This window comes from Aeromonas sp. ASNIH4, from assembly GCF_002934425.1.
Classification (GTDB): domain Bacteria; phylum Pseudomonadota; class Gammaproteobacteria; order Enterobacterales; family Aeromonadaceae; genus Aeromonas; species Aeromonas hydrophila.
The window spans coordinates 1,377,696-1,394,371 of the sequence record NZ_CP026217.1; the positions used below are offsets into that span (position 1 = coordinate 1,377,696).

General features: G+C 59.3%; 20 protein-coding genes. 15 read left to right on the plus strand and 5 right to left on the minus strand.

The genetic code is table 11. The features are described 5' to 3' along the window. Window positions 1-44: 44 nt before the first annotated feature. Window positions 45-233, plus strand: a complete 189-nt coding sequence (locus tag C2U40_RS06445; RefSeq protein ID WP_024944822.1) for a hypothetical protein — start codon at window positions 45-47, stop codon at window positions 231-233. Here C2U40_RS06445 and C2U40_RS06450 read toward each other — a convergent pair. Beyond that, entirely contained in the window at window positions 230-1,426 is a 1,197-nt protein-coding gene (locus C2U40_RS06450) for an HD-GYP domain-containing protein (protein ID WP_024944823.1), read from the minus strand. The genes C2U40_RS06445 and C2U40_RS06450 overlap by 4 nt on opposite strands. A gap of 174 nt (window positions 1,427-1,600) precedes the next feature. Between C2U40_RS06450 and rsuA the strand changes: the two genes are divergently transcribed. After that, the gene (rsuA, locus tag C2U40_RS06455; protein ID WP_016351327.1) at window positions 1,601-2,293 is read left to right on the plus strand and encodes a 16S rRNA pseudouridine(516) synthase RsuA; all 693 of its coding nucleotides are present in this window, start codon (window positions 1,601-1,603) and stop codon (window positions 2,291-2,293) included. An 11-nt stretch (window positions 2,294-2,304) separates the two neighbouring features. Here rsuA and C2U40_RS06460 read toward each other — a convergent pair whose 3' ends face one another. Beyond that, entirely contained in the window at window positions 2,305-3,210 is a 906-nt protein-coding gene (locus tag C2U40_RS06460; RefSeq protein ID WP_024944824.1) for a DMT family transporter, read from the minus strand. 273 nt (window positions 3,211-3,483) lie between these two features. Here C2U40_RS06460 and C2U40_RS06465 point away from each other — a divergent pair, with 273 nt between their 5' ends. Continuing rightward, window positions 3,484-5,073, plus strand: a complete 1,590-nt coding sequence (locus C2U40_RS06465) for a peptide ABC transporter substrate-binding protein (protein ID WP_051505334.1) — start codon at window positions 3,484-3,486, stop codon at window positions 5,071-5,073. Between the two features lie 10 nt (window positions 5,074-5,083). Beyond that, complete coding sequence (gene yfcE / locus C2U40_RS06470; RefSeq protein WP_024944826.1) at window positions 5,084-5,626, plus strand: phosphodiesterase; 543 nt, start codon at window positions 5,084-5,086, stop codon at window positions 5,624-5,626. Between the two features lie 57 nt (window positions 5,627-5,683). On the opposite strand, the gene C2U40_RS06475 is transcribed toward yfcE, so the two are convergent. The 3 genes from C2U40_RS06475 to flgA all read right to left on the minus strand — a co-directional run bounded on the left by C2U40_RS06475 (window position 5,684) and on the right by flgA (window position 7,113). Further along, window positions 5,684-6,097: a flagella synthesis protein FlgN gene (locus C2U40_RS06475; protein WP_042862833.1), complete on the minus strand. Its 414-nt coding sequence runs from the start codon at window positions 6,095-6,097 to the stop codon at window positions 5,684-5,686. Then, window positions 6,097-6,417, minus strand: a complete 321-nt coding sequence (flgM, locus tag C2U40_RS06480; protein WP_011706648.1) for a flagellar biosynthesis anti-sigma factor FlgM — start codon at window positions 6,415-6,417, stop codon at window positions 6,097-6,099. The genes C2U40_RS06475 and flgM overlap by 1 nt, the downstream gene beginning before the upstream one ends. Before the next feature lie 90 nt (window positions 6,418-6,507). After that, window positions 6,508-7,113 carry a flagellar basal body P-ring formation chaperone FlgA gene (flgA, locus tag C2U40_RS06485; protein ID WP_024944828.1) on the minus strand — a complete coding sequence of 202 codons (606 nt, stop codon included), beginning with the start codon at window positions 7,111-7,113 and terminating at the stop codon, window positions 6,508-6,510. A gap of 222 nt (window positions 7,114-7,335) precedes the next feature. Between flgA and C2U40_RS06490 the strand changes: the two genes are divergently transcribed. The 11 genes from C2U40_RS06490 (at window position 7,336) to flgJ (ending at window position 16,673) form a co-directional block, all read left to right on the plus strand. Further along, the gene (locus C2U40_RS06490) at window positions 7,336-8,247 is read left to right on the plus strand and encodes a chemotaxis protein CheV (RefSeq protein WP_011706646.1); all 912 of its coding nucleotides are present in this window, start codon (window positions 7,336-7,338) and stop codon (window positions 8,245-8,247) included. 18 nt (window positions 8,248-8,265) lie between these two features. Continuing rightward, window positions 8,266-9,090, plus strand: a complete 825-nt coding sequence (locus tag C2U40_RS06495; RefSeq protein ID WP_011706645.1) for a CheR family methyltransferase — start codon at window positions 8,266-8,268, stop codon at window positions 9,088-9,090. Between the two features lie 63 nt (window positions 9,091-9,153). Further along, window positions 9,154-9,552 carry a flagellar basal body rod protein FlgB gene (gene flgB, locus C2U40_RS06500; RefSeq protein WP_011706644.1) on the plus strand — a complete coding sequence of 133 codons (399 nt, stop codon included), beginning with the start codon at window positions 9,154-9,156 and terminating at the stop codon, window positions 9,550-9,552. Further along, entirely contained in the window at window positions 9,552-9,971 is a 420-nt protein-coding gene (flgC, locus tag C2U40_RS06505) for a flagellar basal body rod protein FlgC (RefSeq protein WP_011706643.1), read from the plus strand. The genes flgB and flgC overlap by 1 nt, the downstream gene beginning before the upstream one ends. A 15-nt stretch (window positions 9,972-9,986) precedes the next feature. Continuing rightward, window positions 9,987-10,715 (plus strand): flagellar hook assembly protein FlgD, encoded by a 729-nt coding sequence (locus C2U40_RS06510; RefSeq protein ID WP_011706642.1) that lies wholly within the window; start codon window positions 9,987-9,989, stop codon window positions 10,713-10,715. 10 nt (window positions 10,716-10,725) lie between these two features. Next, complete coding sequence (flgE, locus tag C2U40_RS06515; RefSeq protein WP_103827923.1) at window positions 10,726-12,060, plus strand: flagellar hook protein FlgE; 1,335 nt, start codon at window positions 10,726-10,728, stop codon at window positions 12,058-12,060. Between the two features lie 135 nt (window positions 12,061-12,195). After that, a complete protein-coding gene (gene flgF / locus C2U40_RS06520; protein WP_011706640.1) occupies window positions 12,196-12,942 on the plus strand; it encodes a flagellar basal-body rod protein FlgF in 747 nt (248 codons plus the stop codon). A 14-nt stretch (window positions 12,943-12,956) separates the two neighbouring features. Continuing rightward, window positions 12,957-13,745 carry a flagellar basal-body rod protein FlgG gene (flgG, locus tag C2U40_RS06525; RefSeq protein ID WP_011706639.1) on the plus strand — a complete coding sequence of 263 codons (789 nt, stop codon included), beginning with the start codon at window positions 12,957-12,959 and terminating at the stop codon, window positions 13,743-13,745. A gap of 14 nt (window positions 13,746-13,759) precedes the next feature. Continuing rightward, window positions 13,760-14,431 (plus strand): flagellar basal body L-ring protein FlgH, encoded by a 672-nt coding sequence (gene flgH, locus C2U40_RS06530; RefSeq protein WP_011706638.1) that lies wholly within the window; start codon window positions 13,760-13,762, stop codon window positions 14,429-14,431. Window positions 14,432-14,439: 8 nt separating this feature from the next. Beyond that, the gene (locus C2U40_RS06535; protein ID WP_103827924.1) at window positions 14,440-15,537 is read left to right on the plus strand and encodes a flagellar basal body P-ring protein FlgI; all 1,098 of its coding nucleotides are present in this window, start codon (window positions 14,440-14,442) and stop codon (window positions 15,535-15,537) included. Window positions 15,538-15,581: 44 nt separating this feature from the next. Beyond that, a complete protein-coding gene (gene flgJ, locus C2U40_RS06540) occupies window positions 15,582-16,673 on the plus strand; it encodes a flagellar assembly peptidoglycan hydrolase FlgJ (protein WP_181014812.1) in 1,092 nt (363 codons plus the stop codon). Window positions 16,674-16,676 lie beyond the last annotated feature (3 nt).

Here is a 16,676-nt window from a genome sequence, read left to right on the forward strand (position 1 = left end):
CCCGCAGTGATGGGCCACTATCGATGGCTGATCGGAGGTGCCCCATGAGCGACCATACCCTGCTGCCCCATGGTGAAGATCTGCGCCGCGCCGTGCGCTGGCTCAGCGAGCACCATCAACACGACATCCGGGCCATCGAAGAGGCCTGCATCCGCTTCGATCTGTCGCCGCTGGATGAGGAGTTTCTCATCCAGCACTGCGTCGAGCGGTTGCGGGAGGGAGATGCCGACTAGACGAAGTTGGCGAGGTTGATGCCGAACTCCTTGGGATCGACCGTGCTCTCGATGGTTTCCTGCACCCCGTTCTTGGCCAGATCCAGCCACTGCACCTCGAGGTAGTGGCGCTGGGTCCCGTGATAGATCACCTTCACCACCGGTTTGAGCGGCTCATGGGGATTGCGCTGCATGACGATGGCCAGCCGCTGGTTGGAGAGCTGCACCAGCGTCCCCACCGGATAGACCCCCATGCACTTGATGAACTTGGTGACCAGTTCGGCATCGAAGTGGTGGTTGATCCCTTTGAGCAGAATGCGAAAGGCCTGGGTTGGCTGCATCCCCTGCTTGTAGACCCGATCCGCCGTAACGGCGTCATAGACATCGACGATGCCGCTCATGCGGGTATAGAGCGAGAGCTGCTCGCCTTTGAGCCGCTGCGGGTAACCGGTGCCGTCGAGCCGTTCGTGGTGGTTGGCGGCCACCTCCAGCATGGTGGCGGTGATGCCGGGGGTGTTGCTCAGGATCTCGTAGCTGTGCACCACGTGCTGGCGCATGACGGCGAACTCCTCGTCGGTGAGCTTGCCCGGTTTGTTGAGCACCTCGTCCGGGGTCATGATCTTGCCCACGTCGTGCAGCAGGCCTCCCAGGGTCAGCTCCTTGAGCACGCTGCGATCCAGGTCCAGATAGCGGCCGAAGTTCGCCAGCAGGATGGCGACGTTCATCGAGTGCTCCATCAAGTAGGCATCCTTGGCGCGAATGCGGGCCAGACAGAGCATGGCGTCACCGTGGGTGAACATGGTGTCCACCATCTCCTCGGCGACCGCCGCCAGCGGCGTGATGTCGATGGGCTCCCCCGCCTTGAGATGGCGGATGAACTTGCCCTGCAGCTCGCGGGCCTCCTGATAAAGCCGGCGGATCTTCAGCTCGCGCCCCTCGCTGTTGCCGCTGCCGGAGGGACGCTGGGTGCTGGCCGGGGAGATGGCCGGGTCGGGGGAGATGACCTGCTCGATGCCGGGCAGCTTGCTGCGGGCGAGATCGACCCGCACCGTGAGTACGCCACGCTTGACCAGATCGTTGATCTGCTGGCGGGTGGTCACCAGCCCCATCTGGGCAATCTCCATGCCGCCGGTCTGGCTGATGATGGCGATCACGTACATGCCGGGTTGCAGCTGGTTGACGGGAATAACGGGATGAGGTGTTTGCGACTTCATACGGCTTCCTGAACTTTATTATTATGCGTAACGTTAGGCCCTCTGTTGGCAGTCTAACACCGGCGCCCCGGTTCGTCATGGCGACATGCGTGGCGGCCGCGGTGCTTAGTGCTGGAGTTGTCGGCCCCGGCCGATATAATGACGCCCCTTTCTTGATGGACTCTGAGGTTGTGCATGCGGCTCGATAAATTTCTTTGCGATTGTTCCGACTTGACCCGCTCGCTGGCGGGCAAACTGATCCGGCAGGGAGAGGTGATGGTGGACGGTATCGTGGTCAAGCAGCCCGCCTTCCACATCAACGAGCAGAGCCAGGTGGAATTTGACGGTGTCACCCTGACCCTGGATCAGCGCAATCGCTACTTCATGCTGCACAAGCCGGAAGGGTATGTCTGCTCCAACGAAGATCCGGATCACCCCACCGTGTTCTTCCTGATGGATGAGCCGGCCATGGGCAAGCTGCACGTGGTGGGACGGCTCGATCTCGACACCACCGGCCTGGTGCTGGTGACCGACGACGGCCAGTGGTCCCATCGCATCACTTCCCCCCGTCACGAGTGCGCGAAGACCTACCACGTCTGGCTGGCCGACCCGGTCAGCCCGGATGCCATTGCACTGTTTGCCGAAGGGGTGCTGCTGCGCAGCGAGACCGAGAAGACCCGGCCGGCCCAGCTGGAGATCCTGGGAGAGTGCGAGGCGCGTCTGACCATCCACGAGGGCAAGTACCATCAGGTGAAGCGGATGTTTGCCGCCATCGGCAACAAGGTGGTGGGACTGCACCGGGAGCGGGTGGGTGACCTGACGCTGGATGAAGAGCTGGCACCGGGCGAATATCGCGAGCTCACCGCCGACGAGATCGCCCGGTTCTGACCCTTCTGGAGTCAGTGTCCGCTGGCTCCCAGTACCAGCGTGGTGCCCAGGGTCGCCAGCAGGGCGCCGGCCCAGGCCGCCAGGGAAGGGCGCTGGCCCGAGTGCCACCACAGCAGTGGCAACAGGATCACCGGCGTGGTGGAGGAGAGGATCGCCACCATGCCGACGTCTCCCTGGCGCAAAGCGACCAGGATCAGCGTCATGCCCATGGCCATCGCCAGAAAGCCGTTGATGCCGATCATCCCCAATACCTGGCGGTTGATGGGGTTGTGCGGCAATGACAGCGGCACTCTCAGCGCACGCAGGGTGCAGTGGGCCAGCAGGGCGCTGCCCATGCGGATGCCGGAGGCGCTGATCGCATCCACGGTGCCACTTATCATCACCGGTTTGGCGATGATGGCACCCAGACTTTGGCAGAAGGCGGCGGTCAGGCCCAGACCGATGCCGATGACGAGATGGCCGCGCACCTGTTCCCATTCACTCTGCTGAGCATTGCCACGGCGGCCGAACAGGATGGCCAGCATGACACCGGCAAACACCAGCATGGCCCCCACCAGTCGCCAGCCACCGAGCTGTTCGCCAAACAGCCAGAGGCCGAGCAGGGCGGAGAAGAGGGCATGGCAGGAGAACAGCAGGCCGCTGCGTCTTGGCCCCAGCCGGTTCATGCAGGCAAACAGGGCGGTGTCGCCAACGAAGATGCCGATCAAGCCCGACAGTGCCAGCAGGGGCAGGGCGCTCTGGGTCAGGGTCTGCCAGCCGCCGGTGGCCAGACTGGCCGAACCCAGCATCAGGCTGACCAGCAACATACGCCAGCGGCTGTAGGCAAATGCCCCCAGGTGGCGAGCCGGTTTGACGGAGATGAGGGCAGCTACCGCCCATAAACTGGCTGCTGCCAGTGCCAGCCACTCGTACCCCATAAAAACTCCTGAAAATGTAGCCAGATGCAGGACGCAGGCGACAACCGCTCGCACCTCATAAAAAACTACGGAAAAAATAGCCCGAGAGACTCCATCTCTTGGGCAAGCCCGATACAATACGGGGCGTCTTCGGGGATAACAAGCGCGGCATCATGCATTCGTATTCAGGCGCGCCGCCGGCCTTCCCCCCTTCTTGAAATAAGTGTTTTGAACGAGGTTTATGTCATGGTTTTGTTCCCCGCTTCCCGGCCAGCCCGTCGCTGGCTCTCTCCCATGCTGCTGGGTCTGCTGCTGGCGCCGCCGCTGCAGGCGACCACGGTATCCCAGGAGCCTGCGCTGTCTGATCGCCAGATTCTGGTCAAGGGCAATGGCGCCGAACCCGAGTCCCTCGATCCGGCCCAGATCCGCTCCGGTTTCCCCGGTGAAGTGGTGCTGGTGGACTTGTTCGAGGGATTGGTGAGCGAAGATGGGCAGGGGCGGATCGTGCCGGCCCAGGCCCAGCGCTGGGAGACCAGCGAGGACGGGCTGGTCTGGCGTTTCTTCCTGCGCCCCCAGCTCAAGTGGTCCAACGGTGACGCGCTCACCGCCGCCGATTTCGTCTATGCCTGGCGCCGTCTGCTGGATCCGGCCCAGGCCTCGCCCTCAGCCGGCCTGCTGCTGGCGACCGGCATCAACAATGCCCAGTCCATCTACGCCGGTGCGCTCGATCTCAACACCCTGGGGGTGGAGGCGGAAAGCGACCAGATCCTCAAAGTGACGCTGGAGCGGCCGGTGCCTTACTTCCTGCAGCTGATAAGCCAGCGCCCCTTCGTGCCGGTCAACCAGAAAGCGGTCAGCCAGTTTGGCAAACAGTGGACCCAGCCTGGCAAGCTGGTGAGCAATGGCGCCTACAAGCTGGTGAACTGGGTGCCCAATGAGCGCATCGAGGCCGAACGCAACGTCCAGTACTGGGATGATGCCCACACCCGGATCCAGCGGGTGACCTACCTGCCGCTCGCCTCCCAGCATGCCGAACGGCTGCGCTACGAGGCGGGGGAGATACAGCTCACCAACAAGGTGGCGCTGGAGTATTACCAGAAGACCAAGGAAGCGACCCCCGAGCGGATCTGGGGGCTGCCGCTATTGGGCACCTACCTCTACACCTTCAACCTGCGTCGCCCCGAGCTGCAGGACGTGCGGGTGCGCCAGGCGCTGGCCATGACCATCGATCGGCACCTGTTGACCGAGAAGGTCAGCGGGCAAGGGGAGCAGGCCGCCTGGTCGCTGCTGCCCGGCATGCCGGGCTACGAGGCGCTGAGCTCCCCCCTGGCCCTGCAGGATCAGCCGACCCGGTTGGCCAAGGCGGCGGCGCTGCTGGCCCAGGCGGGCTATGACAGTCAGCATCCTCTCAAGCTGACGCTCACCTACAACACCTCGGAGAATCACAAGAAGCTGGCGCTGGCGGTCGCGTCCATGTGGAAGCCGCTGGGGGTTGAAGTGACGCTCAACAACATGGAGTGGAATGCCTATCAGGTGGCCAAAGACAGCGGTGATTTCATGCTGGCCCGCTCCTTCCTGTTCGGGGATTACGTGGAGCCCTCCGCCATGCTCAACAGCTTCCGCTGCCAGGATCCCCAGAACGAGAGTGGTTACTGCAACCCAGCCTTCGACGGCTTGCTGCAACAGGCGGCTGATACGCTGGATGGCAATGCGCGGACCGGGCTCTACCACCAGGCCGAGCAGCTGCTGATGGACGAGATGCCGGCCATTCCCGTCTATCACTACAACCAGATGCGGCTGGTGGATCCCACCCTGCGCGGCCTGCCGGTGCAGAACCTCAAGGGGGCGATCGCCACCAAGGATCTCTACTTCAGCCAGCAGTAAGGAGCTTGCCATGAAAATTGCCATTCTTTCCGATCTGCACGGCAGCCTGAGTGCGCTGGAGCGGGTGCTGGACCAGCTTGCCTCTTGGCAGCCGGATCACTACCTGCTGCTCGGCGATCTGCTCAACCACGGCCCGCGCAACCCGGTGCCGCCGGGCTATGCCCCTGCGGCCGTGGCCGAGCGACTCAATACGCTGGCTTCCCGCATCATGGCGGTACGGGGCAACTGTGATTCGGAAGTGGATCAGATGTTGCTGGATTTCCCCATCACAGCCCCTTACAACCAGATGCTGGTGGATGGTCGGCGCTGGTTCGTCAGCCACGGCCATCTCTATCGGCCTGCAGAGGTGCCGCTGCCTGCCGGCAGCCTGTTCATCAGCGGTCACACCCATTTGCCCGTGCTGCAGCGCGAAGGGGAGCTGGTACTGATGAACCCGGGATCCATCTGTTTTCCACGCGGCAATCTGGCGGCAAGTTATGGCCGCTACGAGGATGGGGTGCTCGGGATCCACGCCTGTGCGGACAGCGAAGAGCTGTTGCGGCTGGAACTGTAAAAGAGAGGGGGTTGGGATGGTCGTGCTGCGGAGCAGCCAATCGTCGTAACGGAGAGGTCAGGCCTTGATGCCGATGGAGCGGGTACCGGAGCGGGTATTGCCCTTGGCGTCATAGGTCAGGGAGTTGCGATCCCGCAGCTTGCTCAGGTAGCTGGCCAGCCGGCGGTTGGAGACGATGCTGAGCTCGAGCAGGCGCCCGTTCAGATCGTTCTGTTCCTGGCAGGCATCGAGTTTCTCACGCAGGGTGCGCATCTGCTCGGGGTAGGCATTCAGTTGCTGGTTCAGGTCTGGCAGCAGCGCCATGGCCTTGTCCAGTTCTTCAATATCGGCAAGCAGCTTCTGCTTGCGCTCTGCCAGCTCGGGCAGCGCCAGCGCCTGGTGCTGCTTGAGCAGGTTGAACTCCTCCTCCAGCAAACCTTGCATCTGGGAGAGGTAGTCATCTTGAGTGTGCAGCAGCGAAGGTAAATCCATTATCCCAGCAACTTGTCGAGGTTGGATTCGAAGCTGAACATCTTCTTGGCCACAGCTTCGCTGTTGACCTGATATTCACCATTGGCCACGGCTTTCTTCAGGCTCTCGACCCGGCTTTCATTGCCGGTGGAGGCTGAGTTGAGGTTCTTCTGCATCTGTTGCAATTGCTGCGCCTCGCTGGTCAAGGAGACGGAGTCGGTCTTGACGGTCGCCGCACGGTTATCGGGGGACGAGGTCGCTGGTTTGGTATTGGCACCCTGGCTGCTCCCGGTATTTTGCAACCGGTTGTTCGCCAAGTTGTTGATATTGTTAATAGCCATAGTGTTTACCTTCGTCTGCTTTGCTGTTCGCTTACCTGTTTATCGGTGGTCATCGCCATAACTTTAGAAAAAAAGTGATCTGAAAAACACTCAGAAGGTGACCACCACGGAGCCAACAGCGTTGACTTTACCCTGCACCGTTTTGCCTGAGCGGATATTGACGAGCCTGATCATGTCTCCGAAGCTGCCATCTTGCAAGGCTCGGGCCATGGTTTTGATTTGCATGCTGCTATTTTCTGCGCTGAGGGTCACCTGATCGCCCTTGCAGACCACGCAGACCTGACTGAACCTGATAGGCTGGCCTGGCTTGAGTTCGCGCTTGCTGCGCACGCCAATGAGCGCCGTGGTATCGCTGAGATAGTCGCCGCGCATCAGCGTCTGATCCTGATAGGCCTGCGTCAGCACGCCTTCGCTCAGAATATCGCCCTTGGCCACCGGGGTGGAGACGGTCACATAAGGCTTCTGTATGCTGACCCGCACCGGCAGGTAGAGATCCCAGGGTTTCTCTTCCTCACATTTGAGGTAGACGGTGGTATTGCGGCGGATCTCCATCTTGGCGGGCAGCGTGATGGCAAGATGTTCGTCGCAGCGACTCAAAGGCAGGCGTTCATCGATGGAGGCTGCCTGCACCTGTACCTGGGCATCGAGCGGGACATCGAGCTGGCCGAGCACAAAATCCTGCGCCTTTTCTTGCAAGTAACTGGTCACCTCGGATGCCGTGGCGTGAGAAATGCCGCAAAACAGCAGTAAGGTGAGGAAAAGTCTACTAATCATTTTCGCTCGCTGGCCGATAAGTTGTTCACGTATATCACCATATTTAACTATGCTTGCTTCAGAATTCGTTCGCAGTGACATCGATAGTCTGACGCAAGCCAACACGCATGCATGATTAATGCCAAGCGTTTTTAGGGAGTGTTTATGGCCAGTATCCTGGACTCGGTCAACCAACGTACCCAGCTAGTTGGGCAAAACCGGCTGGAGTTATTGTTGTTTCGTCTCAACGGACGTCAAAGATTTGGCATCAACGTATTCAAGGTACGTGAAGTGTTGCAGTGTCCTCCCTTGACTGTCATGCCCAAGCTGAACTCCTGCATTCGCGGGGTGGCCCATATTCGCGGCCAGACCATCTCGGTGATCGACCTCAGCATGGCGATGGGCAAGCGTCCGATCGAAGATCTGACCAAATGCTTCATCATCATCTCCGAATACAACCGCTCCATTCAGGGCTTCCTGGTGCACTCGGTCGAGCGCATCATCAACATGAACTGGGAATCCATCCTGCCGCCGCCGAAAGGGGCGGGGCGCATCAACTATATGACGGCAGTGACCGAGGTCGACGGTGAGTTGGTCGAGATTCTGGACGTGGAACGCATTCTCAACGAAATTTCTCCGGTATCGACCGAGGTCAGCAAAGAGCTGGTGGAAGCCAGCGTGGAGCATCCGACTCTGGGACGCCCGGTGCTGGTGGCTGATGACTCCTCCGTGGCTCGCAAGCAGGTACAGCGTGCGCTCGAAGCCATCGGCGTGCAGTGCGTACTGGCGAAGGATGGGCGTGAAGCGCTCAACATGTTGCTGGAGATGTCCAAAAACGGTCCCATCAAGGATCAGATTGCCTTGGTGATTTCGGACATCGAGATGCCGGAAATGGATGGTTATACTTTTACCGCCGAGATCCGCAACAATCCCAACCTCAAGGACTTACATGTTATTCTGCACACATCCCTCAGTGGGGTGTTCAATCAGGCCATGGTGCAGAAAGTTGGTGCGAACAATTTCATTGCCAAATTCCAGCCGGATGAATTGGCCAAGGCCGTACAAGGCGCACTCTAATCAAGAAGAACAAACTGCATGAAGACACTTTCGGACGACTTATACAAACAATTCAGCAATTTTCTGGCGGTACAGAGCGGAATCGTGCTGGGTGACAACAAACAGTATCTGGTCAAGAGTCGGCTTTCACCCTTGATGACTCAGTTTGGTATTGAGAGTCTGTCTGATCTGGTTACTCGAGCGATGAGTGTGCGTGAGCGTGACCTGAAAATGGCAGTGGTTGATGCCATGACTACCAACGAAACCCTGTGGTTTCGCGATACCTACCCCTTCCAGCTGCTGACGGACAAGATATTTCCCGAGCTCGGCAAGAGTGGCAGACCGATCAAGATCTGGTCTGCGGCCTCCTCTTCTGGGCAGGAGCCCTACTCCATTGCCATGACGGCACTGGAACAGCAGGTCAAAAAACCGGGCACCTTGCCAGGTGGGGTACAGATCGTCGGGACTGATATTTCCAGCACCATGCTCAATCAGTGCAAGGAAGGGGTGTACGACAGTCTGGCGTTGGCTCGCGGTCTGTCGCCCGAGCGCAAGAAGCTGTTCTTCGAACCTTACGGTGACAACAAGATGCGGGTGGTGGAGCGTGTCAGAAAATTGACCACCTTCCGGCCATTGAACCTGCTGGAAAGCTACAGCCTGCTCGGCAAGTTCGACATCATCTTCTGTCGCAACGTGCTCATCTATTTTGCACCGGAAGTGAAGTCCAAGATCCTCAACCAGTTTGCTGCCAGCCTCAATCCCGGCGGCTATCTGATGCTGGGGGCTTCTGAGTCGCTGGCCGGGTTGACCGACAGGTTCGAGATGATTCGGTGCAACCCAGGCATCGTCTACAAGGTTAAATGATCCCCGCTTAAATCCCTCTTTGGCACACCTCTTGCTAATAATTTCTCAAGCAGGAGGTGTGCTATGGCAATTTCATTCGACAAGGCATTTGGTATTCATCAATACACGCTGAGCGTTCGCTCCAAGCGTGCGGAGGTGTTGTCCAGCAACATTGCCAACGCGGACACGCCGGGCTTCAAGGCTCGGGATATCAACTTCTCGCAAGCATTGGAAGAGGCCCAGCAACAACAGGGCTTTGGCCTTGCCACGACCAGTGAGAAGCATTTCGCCCTGCAGATGGATGCCCCAGGCGTTACGCAATATCGCAATCCCCTGCAGCCCGATACCGGTGATGGCAACACGGTTGACGTGCAGCAGGAGCGCAGCGAGTTTTTGCGCAACAGCCTTGAATACCAGACCTCCCTTGAATTTATGAACAGCAAGATCAGCGGCCTGCTGAAGGCCTTGAAAGGAGAACAGTGATGAGTTTGTTCAAGGTCTTTGACATTGCAGGCTCGGCCATGAGTGCACAGTCTGTTCGCCTCAACACGGTAGCCAGCAACATGGCCAACGCCGACAGCGTCAGCTCCAGCGTGGAAAAAACTTACCATGCCAGGCGGCCAATTTTTGCCGCCCAGCTGGATCAGGCCATGTCGGACAAGCAGGCGTCGGCCGGGGTTGAAGTAAAGGGGATTGTCGAGAGCGAGGCACCCTTGCTCAAGGAGTACAACCCCAACCACCCCATGGCGGATAAAGATGGCTTCATCTTCAAACCCAACGTCAACATGGTGGAAGAGATGGCGGACATGATCAACGCCTCGCGCAGCTATCAAACCAATGTGCAGGTTGCAGACTCTGCCAAGAAGATGCTGCAGCAGACGCTCAACCTCGGCAAGTCCTGACAGGGGGACGCATAGATGGCAGATACAACCAGTGGCGTGAACGGCATCGGCCGCACGACCACCCAGACCACGGGAACGACGTCGACGCCCAAGAAGGAGCTGGATCAGGAGTCGTTCCTGAAGCTGCTGACCATGCAGCTCTCCTATCAGGATCCGTTCAAACCGGTGGACAACGCCCAGATGCTTTCCCAGATGACCTCCATGTCGACGTCACAGGGGATCAGCAGCCTCTCCAACCAGATTGGCAGCCTCAATAGCCTGATGACCTCCAGCCAGGCGCTGCAAGCCTCGGCACTGGTGGGACAAAACGTCTTGCTGCAGAGCAATGTGGGTTACCTGGAAAAAGACGGCTCTTTGCCAGGCGTGGTCGCCGTGGGTACAGAAAACAAGTATTCGAACGTCAAGATCACCATCGAAGACGAGAGCGGGCAGGTCATCAAGGAGTTTCCGCTGGAAGGTGACCAGAAGGGCAACGTCGAAATCGTCTGGGATGGCAAGGACAAGGACGGCAACCCGGCCAAAGAGGGCAAATACACCCTCAAGGCAAACGGTACCGTGGACGGGAAGTCGGAGAGTGTCCCAATCTTTGCCTATGGCAAGGTCGACAGCGTGATCCTAGGTACGGCAAGCAATCCGACTCAGCTGAATTTGAAAGGCCTCGGTACAACAAGTCTGAACAGTATCTTGCAGATTGCAGGTACGGTGAAAACACCATCAACTCCCACGCCAACAGCATCGATCTAAGGAGCTGGATATGTCATTTAACAATGCCTTGAGCGGTGTCAACGCGGCACAAAAAGATCTGAACGTTACCGCCAACAACATTGCCAACGTCAATACCACGGGCTTTAAAGAGTCTCGTGCCGAGTTTGCGGACGTCTACGCCAACTCCATCTTCGTCAATGCCAAGACCCAGGTCGGCAATGGTGTGGCAACGGGGGCGGTGGCACAGCAGTTTCACCAGGGGGCGCTGCAGTTCACCAACAACGCCCTTGATTTGTCCATTCAGGGCAACGGCTTTTTCGTGACGTCGGACGGTCTGACCAACCTGGATCGTACCTTTACCCGGGCCGGCGCCTTCAAGCTGAATGAAAACAGCTACATGGTCAACAATCAGGGCAACTATCTGCAAGGTTATGAAATCAACACGGATGGGACGCCCAAGGCGGTCAGCATCAACGCCACCAAACCGATTCAAATACCGGATCGGGCGGGTGAGCCCAAAATGACCGAGCTGGTGGAAGCCAGTTTCAACCTGAGTATCGAGTCGAAAACCAAACCAACGTCACCGGCTTCGTTTGATCCAACCAACTCGGCCACCTTTGCCCACTCAACCTCGGTGACAATTTATGATTCGCTTGGTGCTCCCCATGTGATCACCAAATATTTTGTCCGCCATGAGGATCCGGCTGCCCCGGGAACGCCGCTGACACCGGGTACCTGGAGCATGTACATGTATGAAGGGAACAAACCCATCGATATCGCTGGTGGTTCACCCAGCCCAGCCGCAGGCATCCCCACTGGCGTGAAGATGACGTTTACCTCCGCCGGTAAATTGGATCCCACGCTGACTGTCCCATTAGATCCGATCAAAACCGTCGCCCTTGGCACTGCGGCCGGGATTATCACCAACGGTGCCGATCCCACTCAGACATTGGAGATCCGTCTCGGTGATGTGACTCAATACAGCTCTCCTTTCAACGTCACCAAACTGACCCAGGATGGCGCCACCGTTGGTAACCTGACCAAGGTCGAGATTACGCCGGACGGTATTGTGTCAGCGACCTACAGCAATGCGACGACGTTGAAGGTTGCTATGGTGGCACTTGCCAAATTCTCCAACTCGCAAGGATTGACCCAGGTCGGCGATACCTCCTGGCGCCAGTCTCTGCTGTCTGGTGATGCGTTGCCCGGTACACCCAACTCGGGTACCTTGGGTAGCATCAAGTCCTCTGCGCTGGAGCAATCCAACGTGGATTTGACCTCCCAGCTGGTCAACCTCATCACCGCGCAGCGCAACTTCCAGGCCAACTCCCGTTCGCTGGAAGTGAACAGCTCCCTGCAGCAGACCATACTGCAGATCCGCTAATCATCCTCTTGTTAACAAAGGGCGCTACGGCGCCCTTTTTCATGGGGATTTGCTGCCTTGACGACCCAAGGTAATGGGGATTGGCATTCAAATTGCAGTTCCTCTGTCAGAGTCATCAGTTTGACGGAGGATCCCATGGATCACCTGCTATACATCGCCATGTCGGGCGCCAAGGAGAGCATGAACAGCCTGGCTGTTCGAAGCAACAACTTGGCCAACGCTAATACCACCGGCTTCAAGTCCGACTTCGAGCAGGCGCGCAGCATGCAGGCGTTTGGCGAGGGGCTGCCCACCCGGGTGTTCGCCATGGCGGAGCGGCCAGGCCAGAACCTGCAGCATGGCATGCTGATGACCACGGGTCGGGATCTTGACGTTGCCGTTGACGGCCAGGGTTGGATTGCGGTGCAGGATCCCAAGGGCGGTGAAGCCTATACCCGCATGGGCAATCTGCAGCTGAGCGCGACCGGCAACTTGCAAACCTCCACCGGGTTGAACGTGGTGGACGACGGCGGTCAGCCCATCGTGCTGCCGCTGCCGATGGAGAAAATTGAAATCAATCGGGACGGCACCATCAGTGGCCGTCCGGAAGGGGCTGCCGCCAACCTGCCGGAGAATTTCCAGCGCATCAAGCTGGTCAATCCGGCGGTGGATGCGGTGGAGAAGGGGCAGGACGGCCTGTTCCGTCGCAAGGATGGCCAGAATGAAGCGGCATCGGCCACTGTCGGCCTGATTGCCGGCTCCCTCGAGGGGAGCAACGTCAACGTGGTCGATGAAATGACCAACCTTATTCGGTTGCAACGTCAGTTTGAAACCCAGGTCAAAATAATGAAGACCGCGGAAGAGAATGACGAGGCTCAAACCCAGCTGCTGCGTATCAGCTAACCAAGGAGTTTTACATGAACCCTGCACTCTGGATCAGCAAGACCGGCTTGGATGCACAGCAGACCAACATCTCGGTTACCTCGAACAACTTGGCGAACGCCAGCACCGTGGGTTACAAAAAATCCCGGGCCATCTTCGAGGATCTGCTCTATCAAAACATCAACCAGCCCGGTGGCCGTTCATCGGCCGACACCGAGCGCCCTTCCGGCCTGATGCTGGGGGCGGGGGCCAAGGTGGTGGCCACCCAGAAGAACCACAGCCAGGGCAACGTGCAAACCACGGACAACTCGCTGGATCTGATGATAAGCGGCCGTGGCTACTTCGAGATCCAGCTGCCCGATGGCAGCGCGGCCTATACCCGCAACGGCCAGTTCACTCTCAACAGTGAAGGGACCATCGTCACGCCGGGCAACGGTTACCCGTTGCAGCCGGAGATCCAGATCCCGGAGAACGCCCAGAGCGTGACGATTGGCGAGGATGGTCAGGTGTCGGTACAGCTCAAAGGGGATGGCGCCTCCCAGGTGGTGGGTCAAATCAACACCACCGACTTCGTCAACGCCTCGGGCCTGCAGCCCATGGGCGAAAACATGTTTGTCGAGACCCAGTCCAGCGGTGCACCGGTTCAGGGTGTCGCCGGGACGGACGGACTGGGGGTGATCAAGCAGGGCATGCTGGAGACCTCCAACGTCAACGTGACCGAAGAGCTGGTGAACCTGATCCAGGCCCAGCGGGTGTACGAGATGAACTCCAAGGTTCTCTCGGCGGTGGATGGCATGATGTCCTTCCTGATCCAGCGCACATAAGTAGGAGGCGCATGATGAAAGCCATATGGATGCTGGGGCTGCTGGCGTTAGGGGGCTGCAGCAGCACCCCCAATACCGCCAAACCCGATGATCCCGAGTTTGCCCCCGTCTACGGGGAGTCGGAGCCGGTCTCGGTCAGACCGACCGGTGCCATCTTCCAGCCCGATCAGGTCAACGGCATCTATTCGGACATCAAGGCGCACAAGGTGGGCGACATCATAACCATCGAGCTGGCCGAGTCCACTTCCGCCTCCAAGAAGGCCAATACCCAGAGCGGCAAGGATAATAAATTCACCATGAATCCGGCTGTGTTGGGCGGTGTGCCAGTGACGGCCGGCCCCTACGATCTGTCGGCCTCCCTCAGCCAGAACGGTGCCTTCAAGGGGCAGGCTAAGGCGGATCAGAGCAACAGCCTGCAGGGCAACATCTCCGTCAGCGTGGCCAAGGTCCTGCCCAACGGCAACCTGCTGGTGCGCGGCGAGAAGTGGATCATGCTCAACAACGGCAACGAATATATCCGGATCACCGGCATGATCCGCCCCGAGGATGTGACCACCGACAACAGCGTCTCCTCCCAAAAGGTGGCCAATGCGCGCATCCATTACGGTGGCACCGGCGATCTGGCCAATACCCAGGAACAGGGGTGGCTCACCAGCTTTTTCAATGGCCCCTGGTGGCCGCTCTAGGAGGTGTTATGAAGTCGCTCCGTCTTGTTGCCCTGTTCTGCTGCCTGTTGCCCCTGGGGATGGCCCATGCCTCCCGGATCAAGGACATCAGCTCGGTGGAAGGGGTACGTAGCAACCAGCTGATCGGCTACGGTCTGGTGGTCGGTCTGCCGGGCACGGGTGAGAAGAGCAATGCCTTCACCGAGCAGACCTTTCGCACCATGCTGAACAATTTCGGCATCAAGGTGCCGGACAACATCAAGCCCAAGATCAAGGACGTGGCGCCGGTGGCCATTCATGCGGATCTGCCGCCGTTTGCCAAGCCGGGCCAGACCATAGACGTGACGGTGTCGGCCATCGGCGAGGCCAAGAGCCTGCGCGGAGGCACCCTGCTGCAAAGCTTCCTCAAGGGGCTGGATGGCCGGGTCTATGCGGTGGCGCAGGGCAGTCTGGTGGTTGGCGGGCTGGGTGCCGAGGGGGCCGACGGCTCCAAGGTGGTGATCAATACCCCGACCGTGGGTCGTATCGCCAACGGAGCGACCGTGGAGCGGGAAGTCCCGAACTCCTTCAGCCAGGGGGATACCATCACCTTCAACCTGAACCGCCCCGACTTCACCACAGCGCGCCGGCTGGCTGACGTGGTCAACGATCTGGTCGGCCCCAATACGGCGCAGGCGCTCGATGCCACCTCGGTCAAGGTCTACGCACCGCGGGACCCGGGCCAGCGGGTCTCCTACCTCGCCACCATCGAGAACCTGGAGGTGGATCCGGCCAGCGAGGCAGCCAAAATCATCGTCAACTCCCGGACCGGCACCATCGTCATCGGCAGCCAGGTGCGGCTCAAACCGGCTGCCATCAGCCACGGCGGCTTGACGGTCACCATCGCGGAAAATCAGCAGGTGTCCCAGCCCAATCCGCTCTCCGGCGGACAGACGGCGGTCACCAACAACTCCACCATCAACGTGCAGCAGGAAAAAGGACGCATGTTCAAGCTGGATACCGGGGCCACCCTGGATGATCTGGTGCGGGCAGTGAATCAGGTCGGGGTGGCGCCCGGCGATCTGATGGCGATCCTGGAGGCGCTGCAACAGGCCGGCGCCATCGAAGGCCAGCTGGTCATACTGTAATAAAGCGGCAAGGGGTTGCCACGGGCGGCAATGAGGTAAGCAAAATGGCAGAGTTAGATACCAACAGCGGCGTGAATCTGGGCATGGTGCAGGATATCCAGAACCTGGATCGCCTGCGCCAGCTGAGCCAGAGCAAGGAGGGCAAGGCGGATGCGCTCATGGCGGCTTCTCGCCAGTTTGAGTCCATTTTTACTCAGACCCTGTTTCAAAGCATGCGCCAGGCCAACCAGGTATTGACCCAGGACAGCCCCTTCAACAGCAGCTACACCCAGTTCTACGAGGGGATGCTGGACGAGCAGCGGGTCGCCGACATGTCGAGCAAGGGTGGCATCGGCCTGGCTGCCATGGTGGCCAAGCAGCTCTCGCCGGAGACCTTTACCCATCACGACGGGCGGGTGCTCAAGATGCCGCAGCGTACCGAGCGGGTCTATAAACCCTATCAACCGCCTACCTCGGCCGCCAACGATCTCATCTCAGCCTCAAAAGTTGGCAAAGATTTTGCTGACAAGGAGATGAGTGGCGATGTGCAGCCTTTGGCAACGGCTCATCGCAGTCGCCGCACCATACCGCCGATGGGGCCTGCACAAGTGGGACACGGCATTCGCGGCGCCAAGGCGCTCGATAAAACGACACAGGTGTTTGACACCCCTGAAGAGTTTGTCAACCGGCTGATGCCGCTGGCCAAGAAGGCGGCCGACAAGCTGGGATTGAGCCCGGCAGTGCTGGTAGCCCAGGCGGCGCTGGAAAGCGGCTGGGGCAAGCGGGTGATCAAGAACGGGGAGGGGCAGGTGACCCACAACCTGTTTGGCATCAAGGCCGATCCGCGCTGGGAAGGGCCCAAGACGGTGGTCAGCACCCTGGAATATGAGAAAGGAGTGGCATCGCGCCAGAAGGCGGCGTTTCGCTCCTACGAGTCGTTCGAGGAGAGCTTCAACGACTATGTCGATTTCCTGACCTCGGGTTCCCGCTACAAGGGAGCCTTGGCCAAGGTGGACAGTCCGGACCGTTATTTCGAAGCCTTGCAACAGGCTGGATACGCCACCGACCCGCACTACGCCAGGAAACTGAAACAGGTATTGCGCAGTGATGCCATTGCCGGCTACTCCGCGACCAACAATACAGAAATGGAGCTGTAAGTC